This is a genomic window from Arenibacter hampyeongensis (assembly GCF_002909255.1).
GTDB lineage: Bacteria > Bacteroidota > Bacteroidia > Flavobacteriales > Flavobacteriaceae > Arenibacter > Arenibacter hampyeongensis.
Window position 1 is genome coordinate 127469 of record NZ_PIOB01000009.1, and the last position, 22481, is coordinate 149949.

A 22481-nucleotide genomic window follows, 5' to 3' on the forward strand; every position below is an offset into this window, starting at 1 on the left:
CTTTAATATTCGGTTTCTCGGTTGTTGATTTTATCCTGCATTTTCCTGAAGGAAATAATATCCTTGTAGCGTCTTGTTTTAGTAGTGATATTGGAAACCATTTCCCTTGATTCCAGCTCTTTTTCCTTTAGAATTTCGGCACGTTCGGCATCGCTCATTTTAAGATAGTCACTGGATAGGATCTCGTCTATAAAATCCATGGTGTCCAAAGAATTTTCTATAACAGCAGTGAACGATTCCGAAACCCTTGCCACTTCCTCGGGTTTGATATAGGGGCTATCAAGGATGTTTCTTAGATCATCCTGCATCACATCGATAAGTCGTTGATTATTGCGTCCAATTTCCCGGACAGCTCTTAATTGCTTGACCACATCGTTGACCTTTTCAAAATTTTCTTTTTGTACTTTCAAGAACTTTACGGTCTTGATAATGTTCGCGGTCTGCTTACCAGATTCTATCAGTTGTTTTACCAAACTTATAAAATTGGTGTTGTCATAAGTCGGTATTCCTTGGCACTTGGCACGTGCAGGCAATAAAAAAATAAATGCCATTGCGATAATTAAAATTTTTGTTTTACTCATCGCTAAAAATTTATTTTGGTATTCGTGAATCTTTGATTTCATTTTATTGTGTTTTAGATGTGAATTCTTTAATGGCTTGTTCCATATTCTGGGTCCTTTCGTAAATGGCCATTATGGTCTCGTTTTCCTGTCCATCCGTTAGATAGGCAGCATAGACCTCCTTTGGGACTTCGAGCCGAAAAATGTTGCTTTCCTTTCCTATTTTGATGAACATTTCGGTGTACTTCCTTGGTCCGGAAAGATTGTTCTTGATCGATTTTAATTGGTTCAGGTCGTGGCTGGAAAGGTTAAGCCTTTTGACCAGTTCGTTATAGCCTTTCTCGTTGTTCAGGCTATAAATGACCTGTGTGTTTTCCAGAATACTTGCGGAGGTAGAATTGTTGGGCAGCTGATTAATGGATTGCAGTATAATACCAATTGCACCGTTCTGTTTACGGATAGCTTGGTAATAGAATTCAACGCTTTCCAGTACGTTTTCAAACTTTAGTTGTTTGGCAAACTCGTCGAATAGGATGATTCCTTTTTCAGCTCTATTTTTCCAAATAGTCCTTTGGATCGCCGACTTGATCAGCTTCAACATTACGGACAGGATTTCCTTATTATCCTTTACTTCATCCAATTCAAAAACAATCAATCTTTTGTCCTCGATCTTGTAGGTTTGGTCTTCGCTTACCTCAAAAAGAAAGCTATATAGACCATCGCCGACGTACTCGGACATTACGTGCAGGAAGCTTGTAACATTGAAGTAGTCGGGATGGATTTTAAGGGTATTTAGAAGGTCTTCCCGATTCTTTTCGATAAAGTTATAGAAGCCTTCCAATGAATGATTTTCCACAGTGCCATCGTAATAATGGCGCAGTATTTTCTTGATAGAGACCGATTGTGCCTTGGTCACTTTTAGATCCGAAGCGAACAATTCAAAAAGGAACACGGACAAATCTTCAAGACGTTCCGGTGTCAGGTCATTTTGGTTACTGATATAAAATGGATTGATGCCCAGATTCTTTCCGCTCTCGTAGCGAAGCACCGTGTATTTTTCGGGATAGAGTTTTGCGAATTTGGTATACGAGCCCCCCAAATCTATAATGACCAGACGAAGGCCACTTTCAAAATATTGACGCAGGATGTTATTGGCCAAAAAGGATTTTCCCTCGCCCGTTGGTGCGAAAATGGCAAAGTTCCTTGCCTTTATTCGTTTCTTTCGTTCGTCCCAAACATCCTTTAGAACTGGAATATTATGTTCCCTGTCATTAAAGATGATCCCGGTAGTATCAGATTTATAATTGGTGTTGTTTATAAACAAACACAGTGCGTGTTTCAAATCGGTAACGTACAGATCATTGTTCGAGAAATTGGAAGAGAAGCAGCAGTAACTGTTCAATATATAATTTTTGCGCTCTTCGCCACGGGGATAGTAGGGGATAATATCCAGTTCCTTGAATTCGGTCTTTATCATTGACGTTATTTTGTCGAGCTCTTTGGATTCTTTGGCCCAATAGACAATATTGAGATGACCACGGATAATCCGTGCATTATCATCGGCATTGATTTGGTCAAGAATGTGTTGGATCTTTCCAAGAACCACTTTGTTCTGTGAACCAAAATTCGAACTCTTGTTCAGTTCCTCAATTTTCTTATCGAGCAGCTTGCGCCACTTTTGTTTGTCATCCAAATACAGGATTTGGTTGACGATATGGTTTTCATATAGCGTAAGCCCTAGGCCATCAATAAACCCTTGATGGAACACAAAATCGTCAGAAGTGAATTTTTCATTGGTCTTGCTGCTCTGTACGCTTTCGCCAAAGCACAGTTCACTATTGATGGCCAGGGCATCAAAATGGTTTTCACCAATATTGACACCTTTTTTATCCAGTAAAATATCGGTATCAAAGCCTTCGTTGAAGCCATTGAAATAAGTCTCTGTGAGACCTACGATTTCATTTTCATTCAATGTTCTGAGAGACATTCTCCTGCTATTGTTTATAAAGGAAACCGAGTCGCTTACGGAGTTGACGAAGCTTTTAATATTGCCATCCAGTTCCTGTACAATTCCATTTGAAACTTTTCGGAAGGGATTGACGTATTTTGGGTTGTTGAGTGATTTGTTTTTGGTAAGAATGAAGAACAAATAGCAACGATGTTCAATATGTCCACGTCCCTTAAAATACTCGTGTGTGGCCTTTTCCAAAAAAGTTGCATTCGGAAGTTGCTCCGAGGAATAGGATTTTTTGAGGTAGACATCCTGTTTGTGAACTACAGTCCCAACGGGCAAAGATTTTAATGCCTGAAACCAGGCACCGTGCATATCCTCAAAATCCTTTTCGGACAAGGAGTAGATTTCCGGTAGATTTCCTTCATAGCATAGGACTACATTGCCATTATTGGCAAAAACGATATGGTCCTGAATATCTACAATTGGCCGATATGCCGAAAGATTGATCTTATTCATAATCGAGGCCGGAATTTCGTTTATTACTTATAATTCTTGGGAAGACCTTCCCCGTTTGAAATAGCTGTGGATTGTTGGTAATTCGGGTCAATGCCACGTAGAGCGCAGCATTAAAAATCATTATGCCTATAATCATCCCGAAGCTGAACGAGAAGATGATGACCATCAATGACGCAAGTATGGACATCATCATTAGGGCAAAAAGTGAAATGGGCAGTCCAAAAATGACCGCCTGTTTCCTGATGTTCTTATATACTTCGAACCGCTTCACTATACCACGATTGAAATTAGATAGGTAAATATGCCCACTACTGCACCGGCGATAAGGACAAATACAAGAACTCTAGTAATTCCCTTTTTTAGATCTGCGTTTTCGCCAAAGAAGTGTCCTGCATTGAAAAGGAAACCGACAAGGAAGATGACGCCTAAAATTATTGGAAAGATGGTCCTGATGGTGTCCGAAACATCGTTTACAGAATCCTCGATACCACCGATCTGTGCAAAAGTGGGCATTGCCATAAGCAGCAATCCCATTAACATAAAAAGTGATTTTTTCATAACTGTTCGTTTTTGGTTATTAAATCCCTATGCCTGTTTAGTTTGCCGTCCGAGTTGGACGTGATATATAAATTTTGTGAAATCTATTGAGAAAAGAAGCTTAGAGAAGGAAATCTCTAAACTTTAACTCGAAATCTTGTTAAACTTTGGAAGATTCCTAAGGAAAAGAGAAAAACGTTGCAAATTGTTCAAAAACAAAAGTGTGATGATCATTCTAAGTCGATTTTTTATAGGGTTGATCGTGGCAGGTATTTTATGGAGCCCAAGAGCATTATTTTCCCAATTCAAAGAAAGTTCCAAAAAGGTAGTTGTCATAGACCCGGGTCATGGAGGAACGGATTCCGGTGCTACGGGAACCAATGGCATTATGGAAAAGAATGTCGTGCTGAAAGTTGCCAAGGAAATGGTGCGATATAACCAAAATCTCTTTGATAATGCCCTTGAAATATACCTGAGCAGATATACGGATACCTTGATTTCTTTGGGTGAAAGGACAAAATTGGCAAAAAGGCTGAATGCCGATATATTTATTTCCCTGCATTGCAATCATTCGGAAAACCCCAATGCAAAGGGTATTGAAGTTTATGTTTCCGATCGAAAGGGGGAACATACCAATGAATCTATTTTATTGGCCTATAACATTCAAAAAGCCAATCAAAAAAATCTAGGCTTTAAAAGCCGTGGCGTAAAGTTTGCCAACTTTCAGGTTCTTAGGGAAGGGTCCCGGCAGATTCCTTCCGTGCTTGTGGAGTTTGGTTTTTTATCCAACTCAGTTGAGGTAATGCATATGGGCGAGGAAGGAAATATCCGTGCACTTGCGTTGTCGGTTCTTCAAAGTTTAATCCTATCAAAATAATGGTATGCAAGAAATATTTACTGCCGTATTCCGGAATATTCGAGTATTACTCCTAACGATAGCCTTGGAACTCAAAGCTGCTATCAATGGCCTTAGAAAACCTAAATCTTGATATCCGCCCATAGCGCAGGATGCCCACTTGCTTCCTGTGACTTTTCCTGGACGGTCGAATACACGGACCACATCGGTTTTTCTAATGGCCATATGGCCTTACGATTGAGACCACCTGCCTCGGCTTTTCCAAAGAGGTCCGGGGAGAGCAAGAGATAATCTTTCTGCTTAATATTGACCCCTATTCGATATGCCCCAAGACGAAAGTAACTAGCATCCTTTCCCTTGTCAATATCAACGTTGAACGATGGGTGTTTGGTAATATCCCTAAGATCGGTATCTCGGAGTAGGGGGGAGAGGCAGTCACTATAGGGGACGTTATTCAGGGTCCCAGCAATGGAAATATTGGTTTTACCATCTTCTTGCAAACCCTTATAAACCTCTGCTGCTTTCTTAGCCTGGGCCTTTCGCATACGATCGGTTTTATCGGTATCTGCCGTGCGCTCCTGAAAATACGCGGAAATAAGATGGTATGTAGTACCGGACGGGGTCTTGACCTCATACTCCAATAGGTCTTTTTTAAAGAGTGGATTTCCATTTTCATCTTGATCGTAGATATGGCTTCGAATAGATTGCAATCTATATCCGTTCTTGGTCATTATGGCCATTTCCAGCCCACGTTTATCGTTCCCCTGCACCACGAAAATCTCGTCAAAAGGACGACAGCCCATCTCGGGTAGGAACTCCTGGTTAAACTCTTCCAAGGACGCCCTGTCCTCAATTTCCTGCAACAGTAAAATATCGGGATCGATATCTGCTATCACCCTTGCCTTATTTTTTACGGCCAATGTTTTGATAGGGACGGTCCGGAGGGAGACCCAACCGTTCCAATCGTTAATCTCATTGGCGGCCAGCTCCTTGGAGTAATTTTTGCCCTTTAGAAAAAGATAGCCGGCCCTGCGGCGCATTACCGCATAAGGTTGGTGATATGTTTTGTCGAACCCGAGCAAAAAGCTAAGTTCTTGGATACGCTGGGCATTTGATCCGTGCCGATCGTTTTTCTTAAGAAGGCCATCGAGTTCATTGACCCAGTCGGACATACATTTGCCAAATGTTCTTTCCGAATTGGTCCGGTCTCGATGGAAAAGGTTTTGGATATTAAATGTGGCCAGTTTCATAATTACTTGCGTTTGTCGTTAGTATTCTTATCAAATGCGATCAGGTTAAAAATATCGCGCATCCGACTGCGGACACGGTTGCCGTAAAGCTCTTCCAGTTCTTCGGCATTAAGGTTTGTGGTGGCGTGTGTCTTGACCTTCCCCTTGGTCTGAAGAAACAGTTCATATCGGGATAATAACACTTCGCCCATCACGTTGCAGTCCCTGCCATAGTAGCGGCCGATCGGCTCTATCCCCAGATCATCGAAGCAGTAGGATCTACCGTTCCCAAACTCTTCGATGGTCTTATAGCCCAAATGGTTAAAGCTGAATGTAATATTCCTTGAGGGAATCAATTGGTAAGGGCGTTGCTCCGGTACAAGATGGCGGATCAACTTCATTAGGCTTGTCTTGCCACAGCCCACTGGACCGGTAAGAAGAATACCTTTTGTGGGGTCTATATTCTCTTTATGGCAAAATCCTTTGTCATTGATGAAGTAATTGCAGAGCTTAAATACGATGTCCCTATCCTGGTCATAAATCTGGAATTGCTTGCCAAAGAGCAGTTTTCCTTTGGCGTTCAAGTAAATCAAGATCTTGTCGAAATCATAGAGCACTTCTTTCCCGTCGAACACACCAAGGGTATATTCCGTACCGTCTTCGATTATTTTAGAGGGGTTGTCCATAGTCCTTGTCTTTAGTGATTTTTAAGTTGTCCCGTTTTTGGGACGGTCCGTGCAGCGTTTTTTCTTTTTGTATTTCTTCGCCCTTTAACATCCAGTTCTTGGCCGTAGAATGCCAATCCAGTATCGTAATTTTTCCACCAACTTTCCACCCGATAGAATTGTAATGGTTGAAGAATTTTTTTGCTTCATTAGCGGGCCATTTTTCTTTTTTAAAAAAATCCAAAACCTCATTTTCATTTTTGGGTAGCTTATGTTTATTAATGTTTTTATTTTGTTTATTAATGTTTATATAAGGTACTAATGCTTGTCCCTCTACTTGGCCACTACCTGAACCTATAGTTGCCCTAGTGCTAGTCTCTCTAGTTATCCCGAATTTGAGCATGTGTACCCGGCTTCCTTTGTACGGATTGTGCGAGGGCAAATACCTGATGTATTTCCAATAGTCCAATTCTCTTAAACAGCGATGATAAGTACTCTTTGAACCTACTTTTGCAATACGCATCACTTCCTCCCGGTTGATATAAAAAGAATCTGTAAAACGGTTGATGTTCCACAGTTGGAAAAGAGCGATATAAATACTGATATGCGTGGGATTTAACCTAGAATCCTTCGTAAACAATTCAAAAACTGAATTTAGATGTCTTATGTAATTCATCTCTTTGTCTTAAAAGGTTTCACGGTATTCTCCATAAGTACTTTTTCGATTTCTCTTACTTCATAAAAAATAAGTCCCCCTATTTTGGTAAAAGGAAGGGTTCCGTTAACCCGGAGGCCGTGAAGAGTGGTCATACTGATCTGGAGCATATCCATAACCTGAGTACTCCTGAGCCATTCCTTCTTCGTCCTTTTAGACTGGTTTTCGTTCAACAATTCCTTGATTTCCTCGAGAAGTTCCAGTTTAAATTCCCGAAGATCGTCCGTAGTGATAATAGCTGTTGGCATATCCATTGATTTAATACAGATGCTACCTAATTGTAGTTGTCTGTGATTCGGATACAAAGTTGAAAAGGAGTTATGGAATAAATTGCCAAGTCATAGCCAGTTGGCTAAATTCATTTTTGGATAAAATCGGGGCTAAAAATAGGCGGAACGATCTAAAAAGAGTAATATTTTTATCAAAATAATACTACTGTTAAGCCGAGAAAACAAATTGCCAATTGGCTATGACTGGCTTTTTTTATTCATCGACCTCACTTATCCATTTCTGCAAGGAATTTTTAAGTTTATCCACAAATTTTGTTGGATTGGTGCGGTTTCTTAAACGAATGGAAGTATGGTGATAATCCCCTAAATCCATTGCCGTAACCTGCTCCAAAAACCGCATTACAGACTTTATGCTAGCACGTCCGTGGTTAATGGACCCACTATGATATAGGGCGAACCCTAATTCGACCAAAGCTACCTTGGATCCGGTCCATTCTATTCCTGGCATTACCACTTTTGAAGCAGACCCAATGGTGCTGGACATCCCCAATTTATATTGGAGGTATTTAAGAAATCCTTGATATCCAACTAAATTGGCAATCAATCCATCATGTGAAGTACAAAATTCGGAATCAAAACAATGGTCATGACGACATAGGTAGGTAAATTGTCCTTTGTTCTTCCTTAGAAAAAATTGAGAATCGAATGTTTTACTTTGCAGTTCAAGGTATAGGACCATATCCTTATGGCTTGAGAGAAAGGCAGTTACTTCCTCTATTTTTTTATTGATAATATCATCATTCCCGCCATAGGGGATATTAGGAAAATTCAATTCAAAAGAAAGCTGGTGATTATATTGTAGAAGAAGACCAAAAAGGAACGGTTTATCCTTTTTAAAAAACTGAATTTCAGCTTCTTCGTCAGGGAAGCCATGGGAAACAACAGCTATACGATATTCCTCCAAAATATGTTGGCAATAAGAAATAACCTTATCGTATGATACTATCTTATTTAAGAATGATCGTTCTATATGATGCAATTCAGATTCAATTTCTTCCTGGGATCGTAGCCAATCCATTGTCCTATTCTTTAAAATCTCTAATGAATCGTTTTTAGTACATCATCAAAGAATCCATTAATGTTTCTCTATTAAATATCATAAGAAAAATAAAGAAATAAAAATAGTCCCGAAGGCCATTTATAAATGCAATGGGGCATTTATAAATTAAGGGAGAATAATAGAAAATTTAACAGTGGGATACGGTCATCGTTGCCGATCGGTTATTGCTGGGTGTTCTTCCTAATCTTTAATTCCTTTAATAAATTGGAAGGATATACCCCAGTCTTCTGATGGAATGCTTTTGAAAAAGATTCCCCAGTTTTGAAGCCAAAGGTTTCCGCCAATCCCTGATAGTTGTATTTCAATAGTTCTGGGTCTTTTGAAAGCCTCTCAATCGCTGTGGTAATTTTTAGATCTTTTATATAATTCGGGAAACTCATCTGTTTGTAATGATTGATAATAATGGACAAATAAGAGGTATTGGTATCCATTTCTTGAGCTAATTGGGCCATATCAAGATTTTTTCTCAAATAAAGGTCCGAATTCTCGAACGCTTCCAATTTCATCAAGAGTTCATTCCGTATCTCTACAGGAACCGATTCAGGATGTGTGCCCACTTTTCGGGAGGAAGATTTAATGGGTTTAATACCATCCATCAGTTCTTTCACTTTTTTTTTCGTCTTCCGTACCCTGATATAGAAGTAGATGCCTATCAGGGCAACAAACCCAGCCAATGCCCCCAATATGATGTTCCAAGTAGATTTAACCTTCAGCTGTTCCTCTGCTTTCTTTTTTTGAAGTTTGAGATAGGGAATATCATAGGCCATGGTGGCCTGCATAAGGACTCCTTTATGGTCTTTGGTCATTAAACTATCAAAAAAGATGAGTTTTTCGATAGACTCAATTTCCCGCTGCTGGTCATCTTGCAGACCATAGTGCCTTATTAATTGCTGGTATACATCCTTGATCTCATCAAACGGCTTTTTTGTGACTTCCACAATGGAATCAATTTGTTGAAAATAGGTAATGGCTATGGGATGATCTCCTGAGTTTTGTGCCATCTTCCCTAGATAATACAATTTCATGGCCTTGCTATTCCCTTCCAATTGGTTCGTATATTTTATAAGGGTATCCTTTGCCTTTTGAAAATTTCCTTCATAATAATCCAACTGGGCCCCCACTAAAACGAAATCACGATATTCCAAGGTATCGTTTACAGAGATAGCCTTACGAACACCCGACTCTATATAGTACCGCGCAGAGTCCAATTGAGATAACCTTAAGTGGGCCAAGGAAAGATTGTACATCAACAGCATATAATCGTCGTAATGACTATCCTCATAATCCCTCTTCTTCTTTAAAGAATTCAATGATCGGGTATAGATATCCGCTGCCGCATGTGGTTGCCCGTTAATATTTCTAATTGCTGCTATGGCCATGGAACAGGTAAGTTGGTCCTCGTAATTCTTTTTTTGCACTGCCAGATTATAGGCGGCTAGATAGTTGTGCATCGCTTGTCGGTAATCGCCTAAGTCGTAAAGATTTATAGCTTTAAGAATATAACCAAAGGTGGGATATTTAGAATCATCGCTATCCGCCGTCGCTAAAATTATGGAGTCTGAATAGGTAACCGCCAATTCTGGTTCCTCTATGATTGTACGGTAGTAATATCCGCTTGCAATTTCCAAGAGATTATCCTCTTTTTTAGCTTTCCGGATGTGGATATCGGTTAAAATACGAAGTCTGTCCAGTTCATTATTTTCATAGGCCTCATCTTCCAATTCCATAATTTCATTATAGGTCAGATTCAAGATTTTAATTTCCTTCATGGAAGTGGGTTCCTGGGCAAAGCAGTTTTGTGTAGGAAAATATATCAAAACAAGGAAAAATAAAAGACCAGAAATAAGACATGAACCTCTGAATTCAATTTGATTGGGTTGGCGGTAATTTAGAGATTTTGAAGTACCAAACATTTTCTTTATTTCAGTTATACTTCCCTAAATTAATCCAAAATCTCTAATGAAATTCTAGCATGTCAAGGCCATTTATAAATGAAGACCAATCGATAATGAATAGTGTACGCCATTCTAAAATTAAGCAAGATAATTCAAGGTTTTTACTTCCTATTATTTCACTCCTGGGTATAAAAATCAATTTATGAAGTTTTTCTATCTATTTCGAACGATAGCTTCTTTCTAAGATGTTGCATATCCTCACTCACTTTTAAATCCAATATTTTGGCATAATGCTGTGTAGTTCTCAATGATTTATGCCCGAGCATTTTACTCACAGTTTCAATAGGCACCCCATTAGACAGCGTGATTGTGGTAGCAAATGTATGTCTAGCCAAATGAAAGGTGAGATTTTTGGAAATCCCACACAAGTCGGCAATTTCCTTGATGTAAGCATTCATCTTTTGATTAGTCAAAACTGGCAGTAATCTGTCCTTATTAGAAACATCTGGATGACTATTATACTTTTCCAGGATGGACATAGCAGTTGGAAGCAATGGTATACTACTGCGAGTATCGGTTTTAGAACGTTTTATTTTTATCCATTTCTCACCGTCAATTCCCAAGATGATATCGTTTTTTGAAAGCTTTTTAACATCTGCATAGGCTAATCCGGTAAAGCAGGAGAAAAGAAAGATATCCTTCACTTGATCCAATCTATAAGTATGCAATTCCTTTTCAATCATCGTTTGGATTTCTGCTTCCGTTAGGAATTCCCTTTCAACAATTTTTAATTTTCCTTTCCAATTCACAAATGGGTCTTTAGTAATCCAATCGTTCGCGAAGGCTATACGGATAATCTTTTTAAAGTTGGTTACATATTTTATGGCAGTATTATGAGCGCATTTACGTTCAGTTTTGAGATAGTATTCTAAACCTGTAATAAATCTATTATCAACATCTTTAACTGGGATATCGGTTAGATTATATTCCTTTTTAATGTAATCGGATACGTGCTTTTTTGCAGTTTTATAACGCTCAATAGTTCCAGGTGCAAATTCTTTACCTACCAACTTCTCAATTTTGTTATTATGTGCAAGGAAAATTTCTAACAGCATCTTTTGTCTGATTACTTTACCTTGATATATATTTTTGATTTTCTCCGCAGTAATGATCTCTTGTTTATCTGTCAACTGGCCTTGTATACTATAAATCCTACTTCTAATAGCATCCATATACCTGTTTAGTTCACGAACATCAGTGGTTGTTCCTCGAATTTTTCCTGCCTCAGAATTCCATTTTGAAATTAAAACTTTTCGTTTAATGCTAATTTCACTCCGTTGGCCATTAATAGTAATTCTTAAGTAAATAGGGGCATTCCCATACGTATCAATGTCGTTTCTTCTTGGGTAAAATAGAACTGAAAATGTAGTTTGCATCGGTGTGTAGTTTTTATCCTCTTAAAGATAATAAAATAAATCAAAAAAGAGTATCTGTAACTATCTGAAAATGAATATTTAACAAAGAATTCGGTGCGTGTTTTTTATTGAAAATTTACGCACCGAATTACGCACCTTTTATATGGTATTATATGGTATCAAATGATACTATATAAAATAAATAAAGCCCGTAAACGTAATGTTTACGGGCTTTTGGTAGAATTTGCGCAATTCCCAGCGGAGAAAGAGGGATTCGAACCCCCGGAGGTGTGACCCTCAACAGTTTTCAAGACTGCCGCATTCGACCACTCTGCCATTTCTCCTTAGCGGGTGCAAATATAGAAACCTTTTTATTCTTTTTAAAAGAAAAGGGGAATTTTTATTTAATTATTTTAATAATGATAGATTATAGTGAAGACCTTATTTTTGCCCAATGGAAGAATGGTATCACTATGTGCTTTTGGCTTTGGTAGGTTTCGCTGTGGGAGGTCTTAATACCTTGGCTGCCGGTGGTTCCCTTCTAACTTTACCAATGCTCATCTTTATGGGACTACCTGCCAGTGTTGCCAACGGTACCAATAGAATAGCTGTATTAACACAGGGAATTGCCAATGTGGCAGGATATAAAAGCAAGGGGAAGGAGATTGCCAGTCCATTTATACTATATCTCTCCATCGTAGCAACCGCGGGTACATTAATTGGTTCCAATTTGGCAATAGATATTGACGACAGCGCATTCAATAAAATTTTGGCCATAGTAATGGTCCTGATCGTTATTGTTATGGTTATTAAACCGAAAATTCATATTAACGATTTTGAAGAGCTTATCACCGGAAAAAGGCAGTTCTGGGGGATGGTTGCATTTTTCTTTATTGGTATATACGGTGGATTCATACAGGCCGGAACGGGTATTTTTGTATTATTGGTACTGTCCTCCATCAATCACCTTACCTTAATGAAGTCGAATGTTATTAAGGCTGTTGTTATGGTGGTATATACTAGTGCGGCCTTAATACTTTTCGGGTTGAACGGCAAACTGGATTGGGAAATAGGGTTAACTTTGGCCTCAGGACAAACCCTCGGTGGATGGCTCACCAGCAGATGGTCAGTGGACAAAGGAGACGGAATTGTAAAAATTCTATTGATTATAGTGGTCATTTGTATGTCCATTAAACTATGGTTTTTTAATTAAAAGATAATTAGCTTTGGATATTATTAAGAAATTGGAATGGCGTTATGCAGTAAAAAAGTTTAATCCTGACAAGCTTTTGTCAGAAGACAAACTTGAAAAATTGAAGCAAGCTTTTAATTTAACGGCCACATCATATGGCCTACAACCCATTAAATTATTGGTGGTTAACAATAAGGCCCTACAGCAAAATCTGGTCAAATTCTCCTACGGTCAAAAGCAAGTGGCGGAAGCATCGCACGTATTTGTTATTTGTATTGAAAAGCAAATTGACAAGAAATTTATTCATGACTATTTCGCAAGGGTACAACAAATTCGAAACACTTCGGATGAAATACTGGATCCCTTCAAGGGCGCACTGGTCGAAAGCTTTTCTAAAAAAGAAAGGGAAGAGGTAAGGGGTTGGGCCACCAATCAGGCGTATTTGGCATTGGGCACCTTATTGACAGTTTGCGCATTGGAAGAAATTGATGCCTGTCCCATGGAAGGGTTTCAGCCTAATTCCTACGACGAGTTGTTGGGACTGGATAAACTTAAACTGACTTCCGTTTTAGTGCTTCCCGTTGGATATAGGGCAACTGATGATATGTTCGCCACCCTAAAAAAAGTGCGCAGAGATCTTAATGAGAGCATCATCCACATACCCTAGTCCCTCTATAATATTCAATTAATCAAACATAAATCATAAATAAAATTTAAAATATGCCAGGATTTGAACTTTTTGGAGATAAGGAACGTGAACATTTGAATGACGTATTGGATTCAGGAGTATTAATGCGGTATGGTTTTGACGGCATGAGGAATGGTCATTGGAAAGCTAAGGAGTTGGAAAAGGCCCTGGAAAAGCGTATGCAGGTGAATCACGCACAACTGGTGAGCAGTGGTACTGCCGCTTTAACAGTTGCTTTGGCCTGTGGAAAGATAGGAGCAGGGGATGAAGTTATTTTGCCCACCTTCACATTTGTTGCGAGTTTTGAAGCGGTTCTTTCAGTTGGTGCTATTCCCATTTTGGTAGATGTGGACGATACACTTACTTTAGATCCCGCAGCAGTTGAAAAGGCCGTTACCAGTAAAACCAAAGCCGTGATGCCTGTACATATGTGCGGATCTATGGCCGATTTGGCACCATTAAAAAGCATATGCGACAAACATAATCTAATTCTACTGGAAGATGCCTGTCAGGCCATTGGTGGCAGCTATGAAGGGAAACCTTTGGGCAGCTATGGAGATCTGGGATGTTTTTCGTTCGACTATGTAAAGACAATTACCTGTGGGGAAGGTGGTGCCATTATTACCAATAACAAAGAATATTATAAAAGTGCCGACCAATATTCCGATCATGGTCATGACCATATTGGAAAGGATAGGGGAGCGGAGAACCATCCCATACTAGGTTACAACTATAGGATTTCTGAACTACATGCAGCAGTAGGTTTGGCTCAAATTGAACGTTTGGACGATTTTATAGCCACTCAGAAAAAGAATTATTTCGTTTTGCGAACGGCCTTGGAAAAAATCCCTGGAATTAGCTTTAGGCGGGTCCCAAAAAATGGAGTTGAGAACTATTCTTTTCTCAGTTTCTATTTGCCAACGGAAGAAATGGCCAGAAAGTCGATCAAGGCTTTTTCTGAAAATGGCGTGGATGCCTGCTTTTATTGGTTCGACAATAATTGGCATTATTACAGAAAATGGGATCATTTAAAAGACCTTAATGGCCTCAATGGTTTTTCCAAAGAGATTAAAAACGGACTTCCAAACTATGAGGCTTCGGATTTCTCCCGGTCCGATCATTGGGTAAGTAGAAATATTTCCTGTTTGATCAAGTTGGGATGGACAGATGAAGAGGTTACTTCAAGGGCTAAAAATATGGTAAATGTTCTCCAAAATATTATCGTGAGTAAGACATAATTAACTCTTAAATTTTTGACATTTCAGGTTTAAAATTGACAATATGTCTTAAATTCCTTTCACAATTCCTTTTAATTAATATCATAAAAGAGGGCTCAACGCCCTCTTTATTGGTTTTGATCAATTCCTCCATGTTTTTGGGAAATATGTCCATTCTTTCACATTTTGTTAACATTAGTTTAGCACCTGATAAATAACAAACTCAAGTAAAACATGAAGAAACTTAAATTTTTGATACTAGTCTTTCTGATGGGTATCACATCTGTTTCCTGGGCTCAGACTAATGTGACGGGAACAGTAATGGACGAACAGAACGTTCCGCTTCCAGGGGCGAACGTAGTAGTAAAAGGCACTACCAATGGAGTGGTGACAGACTTTGATGGTAATTTCACTATTAATGTCAAAGATGCTAAAGCGCGGTTGGTGGTATCCTATATAGGATATGTTGCTAAAGAAATTACCTTGGATGGTTCATCCAATTACACCATAACCCTTGCTGAAGATGCTACTGGTCTTGAAGAAGTGGTTGTCATTGGATATGGATCTGTAAAAAGAACCGATTTAACAGGAGCAGTAGCTTCTTTAGATGCGACAGCAATTACCGAGCAGAAAAAAACTGATATTAGTCAGGCATTGCAAGGGCGTGTTGCCGGTGTTGATGTTAGGGCCAATAACAACAAGCCTGGGGCACCAATATCCATAGATATTAGGGGTAATACCGTTATTCAGAATACTAATGAAACACGCGATGGGCTAAATGATGACCTTGCTGCCGACCTTTCCAGTCCATTATATGTGGTAGATGGGGTGTTTTTTGATGATATTAACATTTTAAACCCGGCTGATATCCAGCAAATAGACATTTTAAAGGATGCTTCGGCTACGGCAATTTATGGATCTAGAGGTGCCAATGGTGTGGTAATTATTACTACTAAAAATGGTGTTGAAGGAAGAACGGTATTCACTTACGAAACTACTGTAGGGATAAACTCAGTAGCCAATAAACCTGATATGTATAATGGAGATGAGTTTGTAGGTTTTGTTGAAGATGTTATAAGGAGTAGAAATTGGCAAGGGCTTTTTGATTTTAATACACCCTACTATCCGACGGTTGACGATTACAATAATACACCTGTAGATTTTTCCGACGAATTTAGATCTTCAAATGAAGAAGCCGATAATGTGGCGAACCGCCGTTACACCGATTGGCAAAACGATTATATAAAAACAGGGCTTCAAACAAGTCATAATTTAGGTATGTCAGGTGGTCGTAATGGGTTGACATATAATGGATCTATTGGTTACTTGAGTAATGAAGGGGTAGTGGGAATAGAAAAATTCGATCGGTACAACTTAAATACTTCTATAACTAAAAAGGTATCCGATAAGTTTACGGTTGGTTTAAAAGCATATTTATCACTGTCAGAACGTGAAACTGGTAGTAATGAATTGTTTAGAAGCACATTGCGTTTGTCGCCTACGGTGAATCCTCGTGATCCCGATGGCGACCTTATTCTATTCCCGGACGATCAAGATGGTCGTTTCTTAAACCCATATTATGAAGCTAACGAAAATGCTTGGTTAAGCAATACTAAAACGTTGGACGTCATAACCAATGTCTTTCTACAGTACCAACCAGTAGATTGGATAAGCTTTAAAACACAATTTGCTCCTAATTTAAGAACTACGCGATATGGGTCACAATTCGGACTGTTAACAAAATCAGCCAGAAATGAAGAGGCTCGTACACGTGCGTACTATAATGCGTTTTTTAATACTTCTTATTCATGGGATAATATTGTTGATTTAAACTTTGAAATTGCTGAAGGTCATAAATTAAAATCTACCCTAATATCGTCGGTATATTATAGACAAGACGAGGGCAGTCGGATTGAAACCAGAAACTTTGATACTGACTCCTATCGATATTACAATACAGCTGCCGGACTGGATGTACAAACTTACGCAACTGACTATGAAAAAGAAACCTTGTCCTCTTTTGCTGGTAGATTAAATTATAGTATTGACGATAAATACCTGTTCACCTTTACAGGCAGATATGATGGTTCTTCTAAATTAGCTGTTGGCCATGAGTGGGCATTTTTCCCATCGGCGGCATTTGCTTGGAAGGCCAACGAGGAAAACTTTTTACAAGATGTAGATTGGTTAAGCAATCTTAAATTACGTTTAAGTTATGGTGAGTCAGGTAATGACAATGTGGCTCAACCTTATCAATCGTTGGCGTTTTTGAATGGAGCCGACTATGTTTATGGAAGCAACCACTTAAACGGTGTGCATGTTGCAGGATTGGCTAACTATGATTTAACATGGGAACGCTCCAAAGAATATAACTTTGGTGTCGATTTAAGTATACTTGACAATAGAGTACGTTTAGGTTTGGAGGTTTACAACAAAAAAACAGTGGATGCAATTTTAGGCAAAACCTTATCGGCTATAACAGGATATGGTACTGCTATTGGTAATTACGGATCCGTTAGGAACAATGGTGTAGAAATAACTCTAAATACCACCAATATCCAAACAGAAAATTTTAAATGGACTACAAATCTAAACTATGCACGGAACAAAAATGAAATTTTAGAGCTTGATGGCGGTATAGACAAACTTCCTTATGGGGATCATGGTGTACGCCAAATAGGTGAGCCTGTAGATGCCATTTACAGTTACAAAATAGCCGGAATATGGCAATTGGATGAAGCTGCTGAAGCACATAGCTACAATGCTTTTCCTGGGCAATGGAAGTATGAAGACCTTAATAATGATGGTGTCTTAAATCAAGATGACAATACTGTAATTGGGTCCATATCGCCAGATTGGATTGGAGGTATGACAAACACTTTTACCTATACTAATTTTGATTTATCCGTTCAAATGTACACCAGACAAGGTTCTTATGGACATTCTGAGTTTTATAACAACTTTGTGCCATGGCAAAACGACCGGGCAAAATTTAACAAGTTAGATATGGATTATTGGACACCCAACAATCCAGATGCAAAATTCCCTGCAGCTCATTATGCCTCAACTGGAAACAACTATTACACTGGTTTCGATTTTGTTAAAATTGGGAACATCGGTTTAGGATATAATGCTTCACAAGCCTTGTTGGATAAACTTAAAATGTCTAGCTTAAGGTTAACGCTAGATGTTCAAAATCCATTTACGTTTACCGATTATACCGGCCCAGATCCAGAAACCGGATTGAATAACTCATATAACGCTGGTTATATGATAAAAACAGTGTTATTCGGACTTAAATTGTCGTATTAATTTTAAAAATGTTAAAGATGAAAATAAATAATAATATAAAGCAAGTTATTGCATTGTTCATTTTTTCAATGCTCTTGATTGGCTGTAATGACTTTATCCAAGAGGATGCATATTCAGATGTAACCAGTGAAACTTTTATAAATGAAAGTAATGCTGATCAATTAGTGGTTGGGGTTTATACATCTACACGAGGATATTATAGAAATCACGGCTATAAATTTGAAGGAACTGACCTATTTACCACAAAGAGTGAACTGTCTTCGTTTAGCAGTTCAAACGATTACAATAACTTTGTGGCACCAGAAACTAATGGTGTATGGAGTAGTAATTATAACGTAATAGCCAAAGCGAATACAGCAATTAACCGTTTTGAAAACCAAATTAGTTGGAGCGATGCCAATCTTAATGCTAAAGCCTATGGTATTGCCCAAGCACGTGCCTTAAGAGCACTAGCATTTTTTAATTTGGCCGTACAATACGGTGGTGTAGCGTTGGATTTGGAAGAGCCGTTAAGCATACGTAATGATTATACACGTTCAACGGAAGAAGCAACTTATACATTGATAATAAGTGAGTTGGAAGCTGCCATACCAAACCTTGAGGATAAACCGGAAACAGGGCGTTTCTCTAATAGGGCAGCTCAGCACCTTTTGGCAGAAGTGTATTTAACAAGAGCGTATAAATCTTTTGCCGGAGCAAGCGATTTTCAATCCGCTGCCGATTTAGCTGTTCAAGCCATCGATGGGTATGATATTAGGAGTCAATCATTTGCTGATGTCTTTGCTTATGACAATCAGGTGAATGACGAAATACTTTTTGCGGCTCAGTGGGAAAATAATGAATTTACAGAGGATAGAAATAATAACAAACATTCCTTATTTATGTTTGGTGTGCAGGAATTACCAGGTGTAAGTAGATCAAATCAATATGGTGTATCATCTGGTAATCAAATGATGACGCCATATTTCTATTCCTTATTTGCAGATGACGATACTCGTGAAGACGCGACCATACATCGCGTACTTTATGCGGACGAAGACGCGGCATGGGGCGATGATACCATTGTTCCAGGTGATACAGTAGTATATTTCCCAAAAGAAGCGATTAATGTAACAGAACTTACGGATAAATTGGATAGATACTGGGTATATCAACCAGATCAATACCTACATGGTAAACCAGCTGATATTACGGGGGTAAATTATTTGTATTCTACTGGTCTTGTTACACATTTTCCAATCATGAAAAAATTTGATGACGAGGTTTATAATGATGAAAACGGTGGTGCACGCGATACCTTTATTTTTAGGGTTGCGGGAACACATTTGTTGGCGGCAGAAGCTTTCTTGGGCGCCGGAAATACTGCTCAAGCTCTATTTCACCTAAATCGCGTGAGGGAACGCGCAACAGGTCTAGCTGATCATTATTCAACCATAGATTTAGATGTAATACTGGCCGAAAGCGCATTGGAACTTGCTGGGGAGGATAATAGATGGGCCGCCTTAAAGCGTATGGGGAAATTGGAAGAAAGAATCAATTTATATAACCCGCATGTAATAGATCATGGTGCTTTTGATTCCTCAAAACATTTATTACGACCAATACCCACAAGAGAGATAGCTCTATCGCCAAACACAATGGAACAAAACCCAAATTATTAAGAGAAATAATTTTATAAAATATTGTTTGAGTTAGTTGTTAGTTAAAATTATGGACGGGGGTTAATCCCTGTCCATATCTTTTGAAACTTTCAAAAACACTTCTTTCAAACTTATAGAATTGGATATATTTGGAATAATATTGGATATTTATAAAAAGTATAGCCAAAAGAAATACCAATCACTCTAAATGAATTTGGACAAAATAACTTGCCAACATAGAGCCACTGATAACAAAGCCCATCGGATAAATGGTTATTGCCGAGAATCAAAAAGACCCAACAATAGATTTCCTACTTTTGAAATATTGGAGTCCAATCGATAGAATTTTGAACAAAACCTTAAATTAAATATTAAATGAAAGTAGTCAAATTATCCTTATCGGCTATCCTTGGCACCTTGCTTTTAGCAACGTTCCTTAATTCTTGCAAAGAAAATAAAATAGAAGAAAATTTCGATACCGCGACAATAAGTCCTGTCGACTTGGTATACCCACTTCTGGACACTGAAAATTCAAGATGGTTTTTCTTTTCATCGGCAAGTCGCCCATTCGGTATGGTAAATTTAAGTCCGGATACGGAAGTGGACGGAGCTTGGGGAAGTGGATATCGATATAAGGTAGATACCATCCATGGTTTTAGTCACATTCATGCCTGGCAACTTTCGGGACTATCCGTACTGCCGGTTACACTATCCGAGGAAAACAGCAAGTCCATTTTCAAGGATTTTAAATCCAAGTTCGGTCATGAAAATGAAAAAGTATCACCGGGTTATCATTCATTGGCTTTGAAGAAGTATGGAATTAATGTAGAGCTCACAAGCACCAAAAGAGTTGGCTTTCATAAATATATATACCCTAAAAATAAGGAGGCAGCTATACTTTTCAATTTAAATGGAATGTTGGGGCCTTGTGAAAATTTAGATGGGAATCTAATTCAGGTAGATGCTAAAAATCTTACAGGTGAGCTAGTCATGGCTCCGACCCATAGAAGGCCCAAACCGGTAAAATTATTTTTCCATATTATTTTGGATAGAGAAGTAACAAGGGTAAACAAAGATGAAGAAACTGGAAACTATTTGATCGGATTGGACAATGACTCCGACCAGATTTTGATGAAAGTGGGCATTTCATATACTTCAGTTGAAAATGCCAAAGCCAACATAGATGCGGAACTGTCCCATTGGGATTTTGAAAGGATTGTAATGGAATCCAAGGATGAATGGAACAATGCCTTGGGTAGAATAAAAATATCGGGTGGCACAGAAACCTCCCAAAAAAGATTTTATACGGATCTATGGCATGCCTTGCAAGGTAGAAGGGTTATCAGCGATATTAACGGGGCATATCCAGATAATACAGGGGAGATTTTCAGAATTGGTCAAATACCTTTGGATGCAGCCGGAAAACCGAAATTCAACCACTATAATTCCGATTCTTTTTGGGGAGCTCAATGGACCATAAACACGCTTTGGGGCTTGGTATATCCCGAAATTATGGAAGAGTTTGTGCAATCTTTATTGCAGTACCAAAAGGACGGGGGATTGGTTCCCCGTGGGCCTTCAGGTGGTAATTATACATATGTAATGACCGGGGCCTCATCCACACCATTTATTGTCAGCGCCATACAGAAAGGTATAGTTACGGATAACTTGGAGGGAATATATGAGGCGTTAAAGATAAATCATATGCATGGGGGAATAATGGAAAGGGCTGGATATGAGCATAATACCTCCCTTGGCGGTGGATTAAAATACTACATCAGGAATGGCTACGTACCCTATCCCATTCCAGAGGGTAAATTTGGTGGCCATCAGGAGGGTGCAGGGGTAACCATGGAGTATGCCTATCAGGATTGGACCTTGGCACAATTGGCTAAAAAAATTGGAAATGAAGAAGATTACAACTATTTCATGAAGCGTTCTTTAAATTACAAAAATGTATTTGATAAGAGTGTAGGTTGGATGAGACCAAAAGATGTAGATGGTGTATGGACCCAAAACTTCAATCCCTACCAACATCAACACGGCTTTGTCGAATCTAACTCGGCCCAAGCAACTTGGTTTGTACCCCACGATCTAACCGGTCTGGCAAATCTTATGGGAGGCAATGAAAAAGCAGTGGAGAAACTCAACCTTCAATTCGAAACGGCGGAAAAACTAGGATTCACATCTGGCAATTCGCATGCCCTGGAATTGCATCCCGAATATAGAAAAATACCGATCAATTATGGCAACCAGCCTTCCATGCAAACGGCCTTTGTGTTTAATAAATTGGGAAGACCGGATTTAACACAGTTATGGTCCAGAAAAGTAGTGGATAGAGCCTTTAGTGGTTTGTCTCCCGCAACCGGATATAACGGGGATGAGGACCAGGGACTAATGGGCAGTTTGGCAGTACTGTTGAAAATAGGGCTTTTTCAAATGAACGGAGGTACCGAGGACAATCCTATATACGAATTTGGCAGCCCTATTTTTGACAAAATAACCATAAGGTTGTCTAATGGTAAGGAAATGGTCATCAATGCCCCAGGTACAGCTTCGGATAAGCCTTATTTAAATGCTTTAAAAATAAATGACATGGCATCGGACCAAAATTACATTAGTCATTCCGATATTTTAAAAGGAGTTATTTTGGATTTTACGATGGGATCAGTACCTTCCATGAATTTACGGCAATAATAAGGGTAGAGTGATCTATTAGGATTTTTCAGGAACAATAGAT

The 22481-nt window shown here is 38.8% G+C and carries 18 protein-coding genes and 1 tRNA gene; 7 read left to right on the forward strand and 12 right to left on the reverse strand.

Annotated features, from left to right (window positions below):
* Positions 1 to 2: 2 nt before the first annotated feature.
* The 4 genes from CWD91_RS18575 to CWD91_RS18590 are packed head-to-tail and all read right to left on the reverse strand — an operon-like array spanning position 3 to position 3588.
* Positions 3 to 581, reverse strand: a complete 579-nt coding sequence (locus CWD91_RS18575) for a conjugal transfer protein (RefSeq protein ID WP_103442536.1) — start codon at positions 579 to 581, stop codon at positions 3 to 5.
* A 43-nt stretch (positions 582 to 624) separates the two neighbouring features.
* Positions 625 to 3030 (reverse strand): TraG family conjugative transposon ATPase, encoded by a 2406-nt coding sequence (locus CWD91_RS18580; protein ID WP_103442479.1) that lies wholly within the window; start codon positions 3028 to 3030, stop codon positions 625 to 627.
* A complete protein-coding gene (locus CWD91_RS18585; protein ID WP_103442480.1) occupies positions 3023 to 3301 on the reverse strand; it encodes a hypothetical protein in 279 nt (92 codons plus the stop codon). The genes CWD91_RS18580 and CWD91_RS18585 overlap by 8 nt, the downstream gene beginning before the upstream one ends.
* Positions 3301 to 3588, reverse strand: coding sequence for a hypothetical protein (locus CWD91_RS18590; protein ID WP_031445819.1), 288 nt, complete (start codon positions 3586 to 3588; stop codon positions 3301 to 3303). Before CWD91_RS18590 ends, CWD91_RS18585 begins: the two co-directional genes overlap by 1 nt.
* A gap of 205 nt (positions 3589 to 3793) precedes the next feature.
* Between CWD91_RS18590 and CWD91_RS18595 the strand changes: the two genes are divergently transcribed.
* Positions 3794 to 4444, forward strand: coding sequence for an N-acetylmuramoyl-L-alanine amidase family protein (locus tag CWD91_RS18595; RefSeq protein WP_103442481.1), 651 nt, complete (start codon positions 3794 to 3796; stop codon positions 4442 to 4444).
* A 101-nt stretch (positions 4445 to 4545) separates the two neighbouring features.
* Here the strand turns inward: CWD91_RS18595 and CWD91_RS18600 are convergent, their stop codons facing one another.
* From CWD91_RS18600 to CWD91_RS18635, 8 genes are all read right to left on the reverse strand, one after another.
* Positions 4546 to 5673, reverse strand: coding sequence for an exonuclease/endonuclease/phosphatase family protein (locus CWD91_RS18600; RefSeq protein WP_103442482.1), 1128 nt, complete (start codon positions 5671 to 5673; stop codon positions 4546 to 4548).
* 2 nt (positions 5674 to 5675) lie between these two features.
* Positions 5676 to 6338 carry a P-loop NTPase family protein gene (locus CWD91_RS18605; protein WP_103442483.1) on the reverse strand — a complete coding sequence of 221 codons (663 nt, stop codon included), beginning with the start codon at positions 6336 to 6338 and terminating at the stop codon, positions 5676 to 5678.
* On the reverse strand, positions 6322 to 6993 hold the full coding sequence (locus CWD91_RS18610) for a hypothetical protein (protein WP_103442484.1): 672 nt from the start codon (positions 6991 to 6993) through the stop codon (positions 6322 to 6324). The genes CWD91_RS18605 and CWD91_RS18610 overlap by 17 nt, the downstream gene beginning before the upstream one ends.
* Positions 6990 to 7280, reverse strand: a complete 291-nt coding sequence (locus CWD91_RS18615; protein ID WP_103442537.1) for a helix-turn-helix domain-containing protein — start codon at positions 7278 to 7280, stop codon at positions 6990 to 6992. The genes CWD91_RS18610 and CWD91_RS18615 overlap by 4 nt, the downstream gene beginning before the upstream one ends.
* A gap of 235 nt (positions 7281 to 7515) precedes the next feature.
* Positions 7516 to 8340: an RteC domain-containing protein gene (locus CWD91_RS18620; RefSeq protein WP_103442485.1), complete on the reverse strand. Its 825-nt coding sequence runs from the start codon at positions 8338 to 8340 to the stop codon at positions 7516 to 7518.
* 203 nt (positions 8341 to 8543) lie between these two features.
* The gene (locus CWD91_RS18625) at positions 8544 to 10151 is read right to left on the reverse strand and encodes a helix-turn-helix domain-containing protein (RefSeq protein WP_157943838.1); all 1608 of its coding nucleotides are present in this window, start codon (positions 10149 to 10151) and stop codon (positions 8544 to 8546) included.
* A 326-nt stretch (positions 10152 to 10477) separates the two neighbouring features.
* The gene (locus CWD91_RS18630) at positions 10478 to 11713 is read right to left on the reverse strand and encodes a site-specific integrase (protein WP_103442487.1); all 1236 of its coding nucleotides are present in this window, start codon (positions 11711 to 11713) and stop codon (positions 10478 to 10480) included.
* A 238-nt stretch (positions 11714 to 11951) separates the two neighbouring features.
* A tRNA-Ser gene (locus CWD91_RS18635) sits at positions 11952 to 12036 on the reverse strand.
* Positions 12037 to 12146: 110 nt separating this feature from the next.
* On the opposite strand from CWD91_RS18635, the gene CWD91_RS18640 reads away from it, so the two are divergent.
* The 6 genes from CWD91_RS18640 to CWD91_RS18665 all read left to right on the forward strand — a co-directional run bounded on the left by CWD91_RS18640 (position 12147) and on the right by CWD91_RS18665 (position 22438).
* Entirely contained in the window at positions 12147 to 12905 is a 759-nt protein-coding gene (locus CWD91_RS18640) for a sulfite exporter TauE/SafE family protein (protein ID WP_103442488.1), read from the forward strand.
* Positions 12906 to 12918: 13 nt separating this feature from the next.
* Positions 12919 to 13551, forward strand: coding sequence for an NAD(P)H-dependent oxidoreductase (locus CWD91_RS18645; protein ID WP_103442489.1), 633 nt, complete (start codon positions 12919 to 12921; stop codon positions 13549 to 13551).
* 53 nt (positions 13552 to 13604) lie between these two features.
* The gene (locus tag CWD91_RS18650; RefSeq protein WP_103442490.1) at positions 13605 to 14810 is read left to right on the forward strand and encodes a DegT/DnrJ/EryC1/StrS family aminotransferase; all 1206 of its coding nucleotides are present in this window, start codon (positions 13605 to 13607) and stop codon (positions 14808 to 14810) included.
* 213 nt (positions 14811 to 15023) lie between these two features.
* Positions 15024 to 18101 (forward strand): SusC/RagA family TonB-linked outer membrane protein, encoded by a 3078-nt coding sequence (locus CWD91_RS18655; RefSeq protein WP_103442491.1) that lies wholly within the window; start codon positions 15024 to 15026, stop codon positions 18099 to 18101.
* 53 nt (positions 18102 to 18154) lie between these two features.
* Positions 18155 to 19762 carry a RagB/SusD family nutrient uptake outer membrane protein gene (locus CWD91_RS18660; protein ID WP_192877698.1) on the forward strand — a complete coding sequence of 536 codons (1608 nt, stop codon included), beginning with the start codon at positions 18155 to 18157 and terminating at the stop codon, positions 19760 to 19762.
* Positions 19763 to 20116: 354 nt separating this feature from the next.
* Positions 20117 to 22438 carry a GH92 family glycosyl hydrolase gene (locus tag CWD91_RS18665; RefSeq protein WP_103442493.1) on the forward strand — a complete coding sequence of 774 codons (2322 nt, stop codon included), beginning with the start codon at positions 20117 to 20119 and terminating at the stop codon, positions 22436 to 22438.
* The last annotated feature ends 43 nt before the right edge of the window (positions 22439 to 22481 follow it).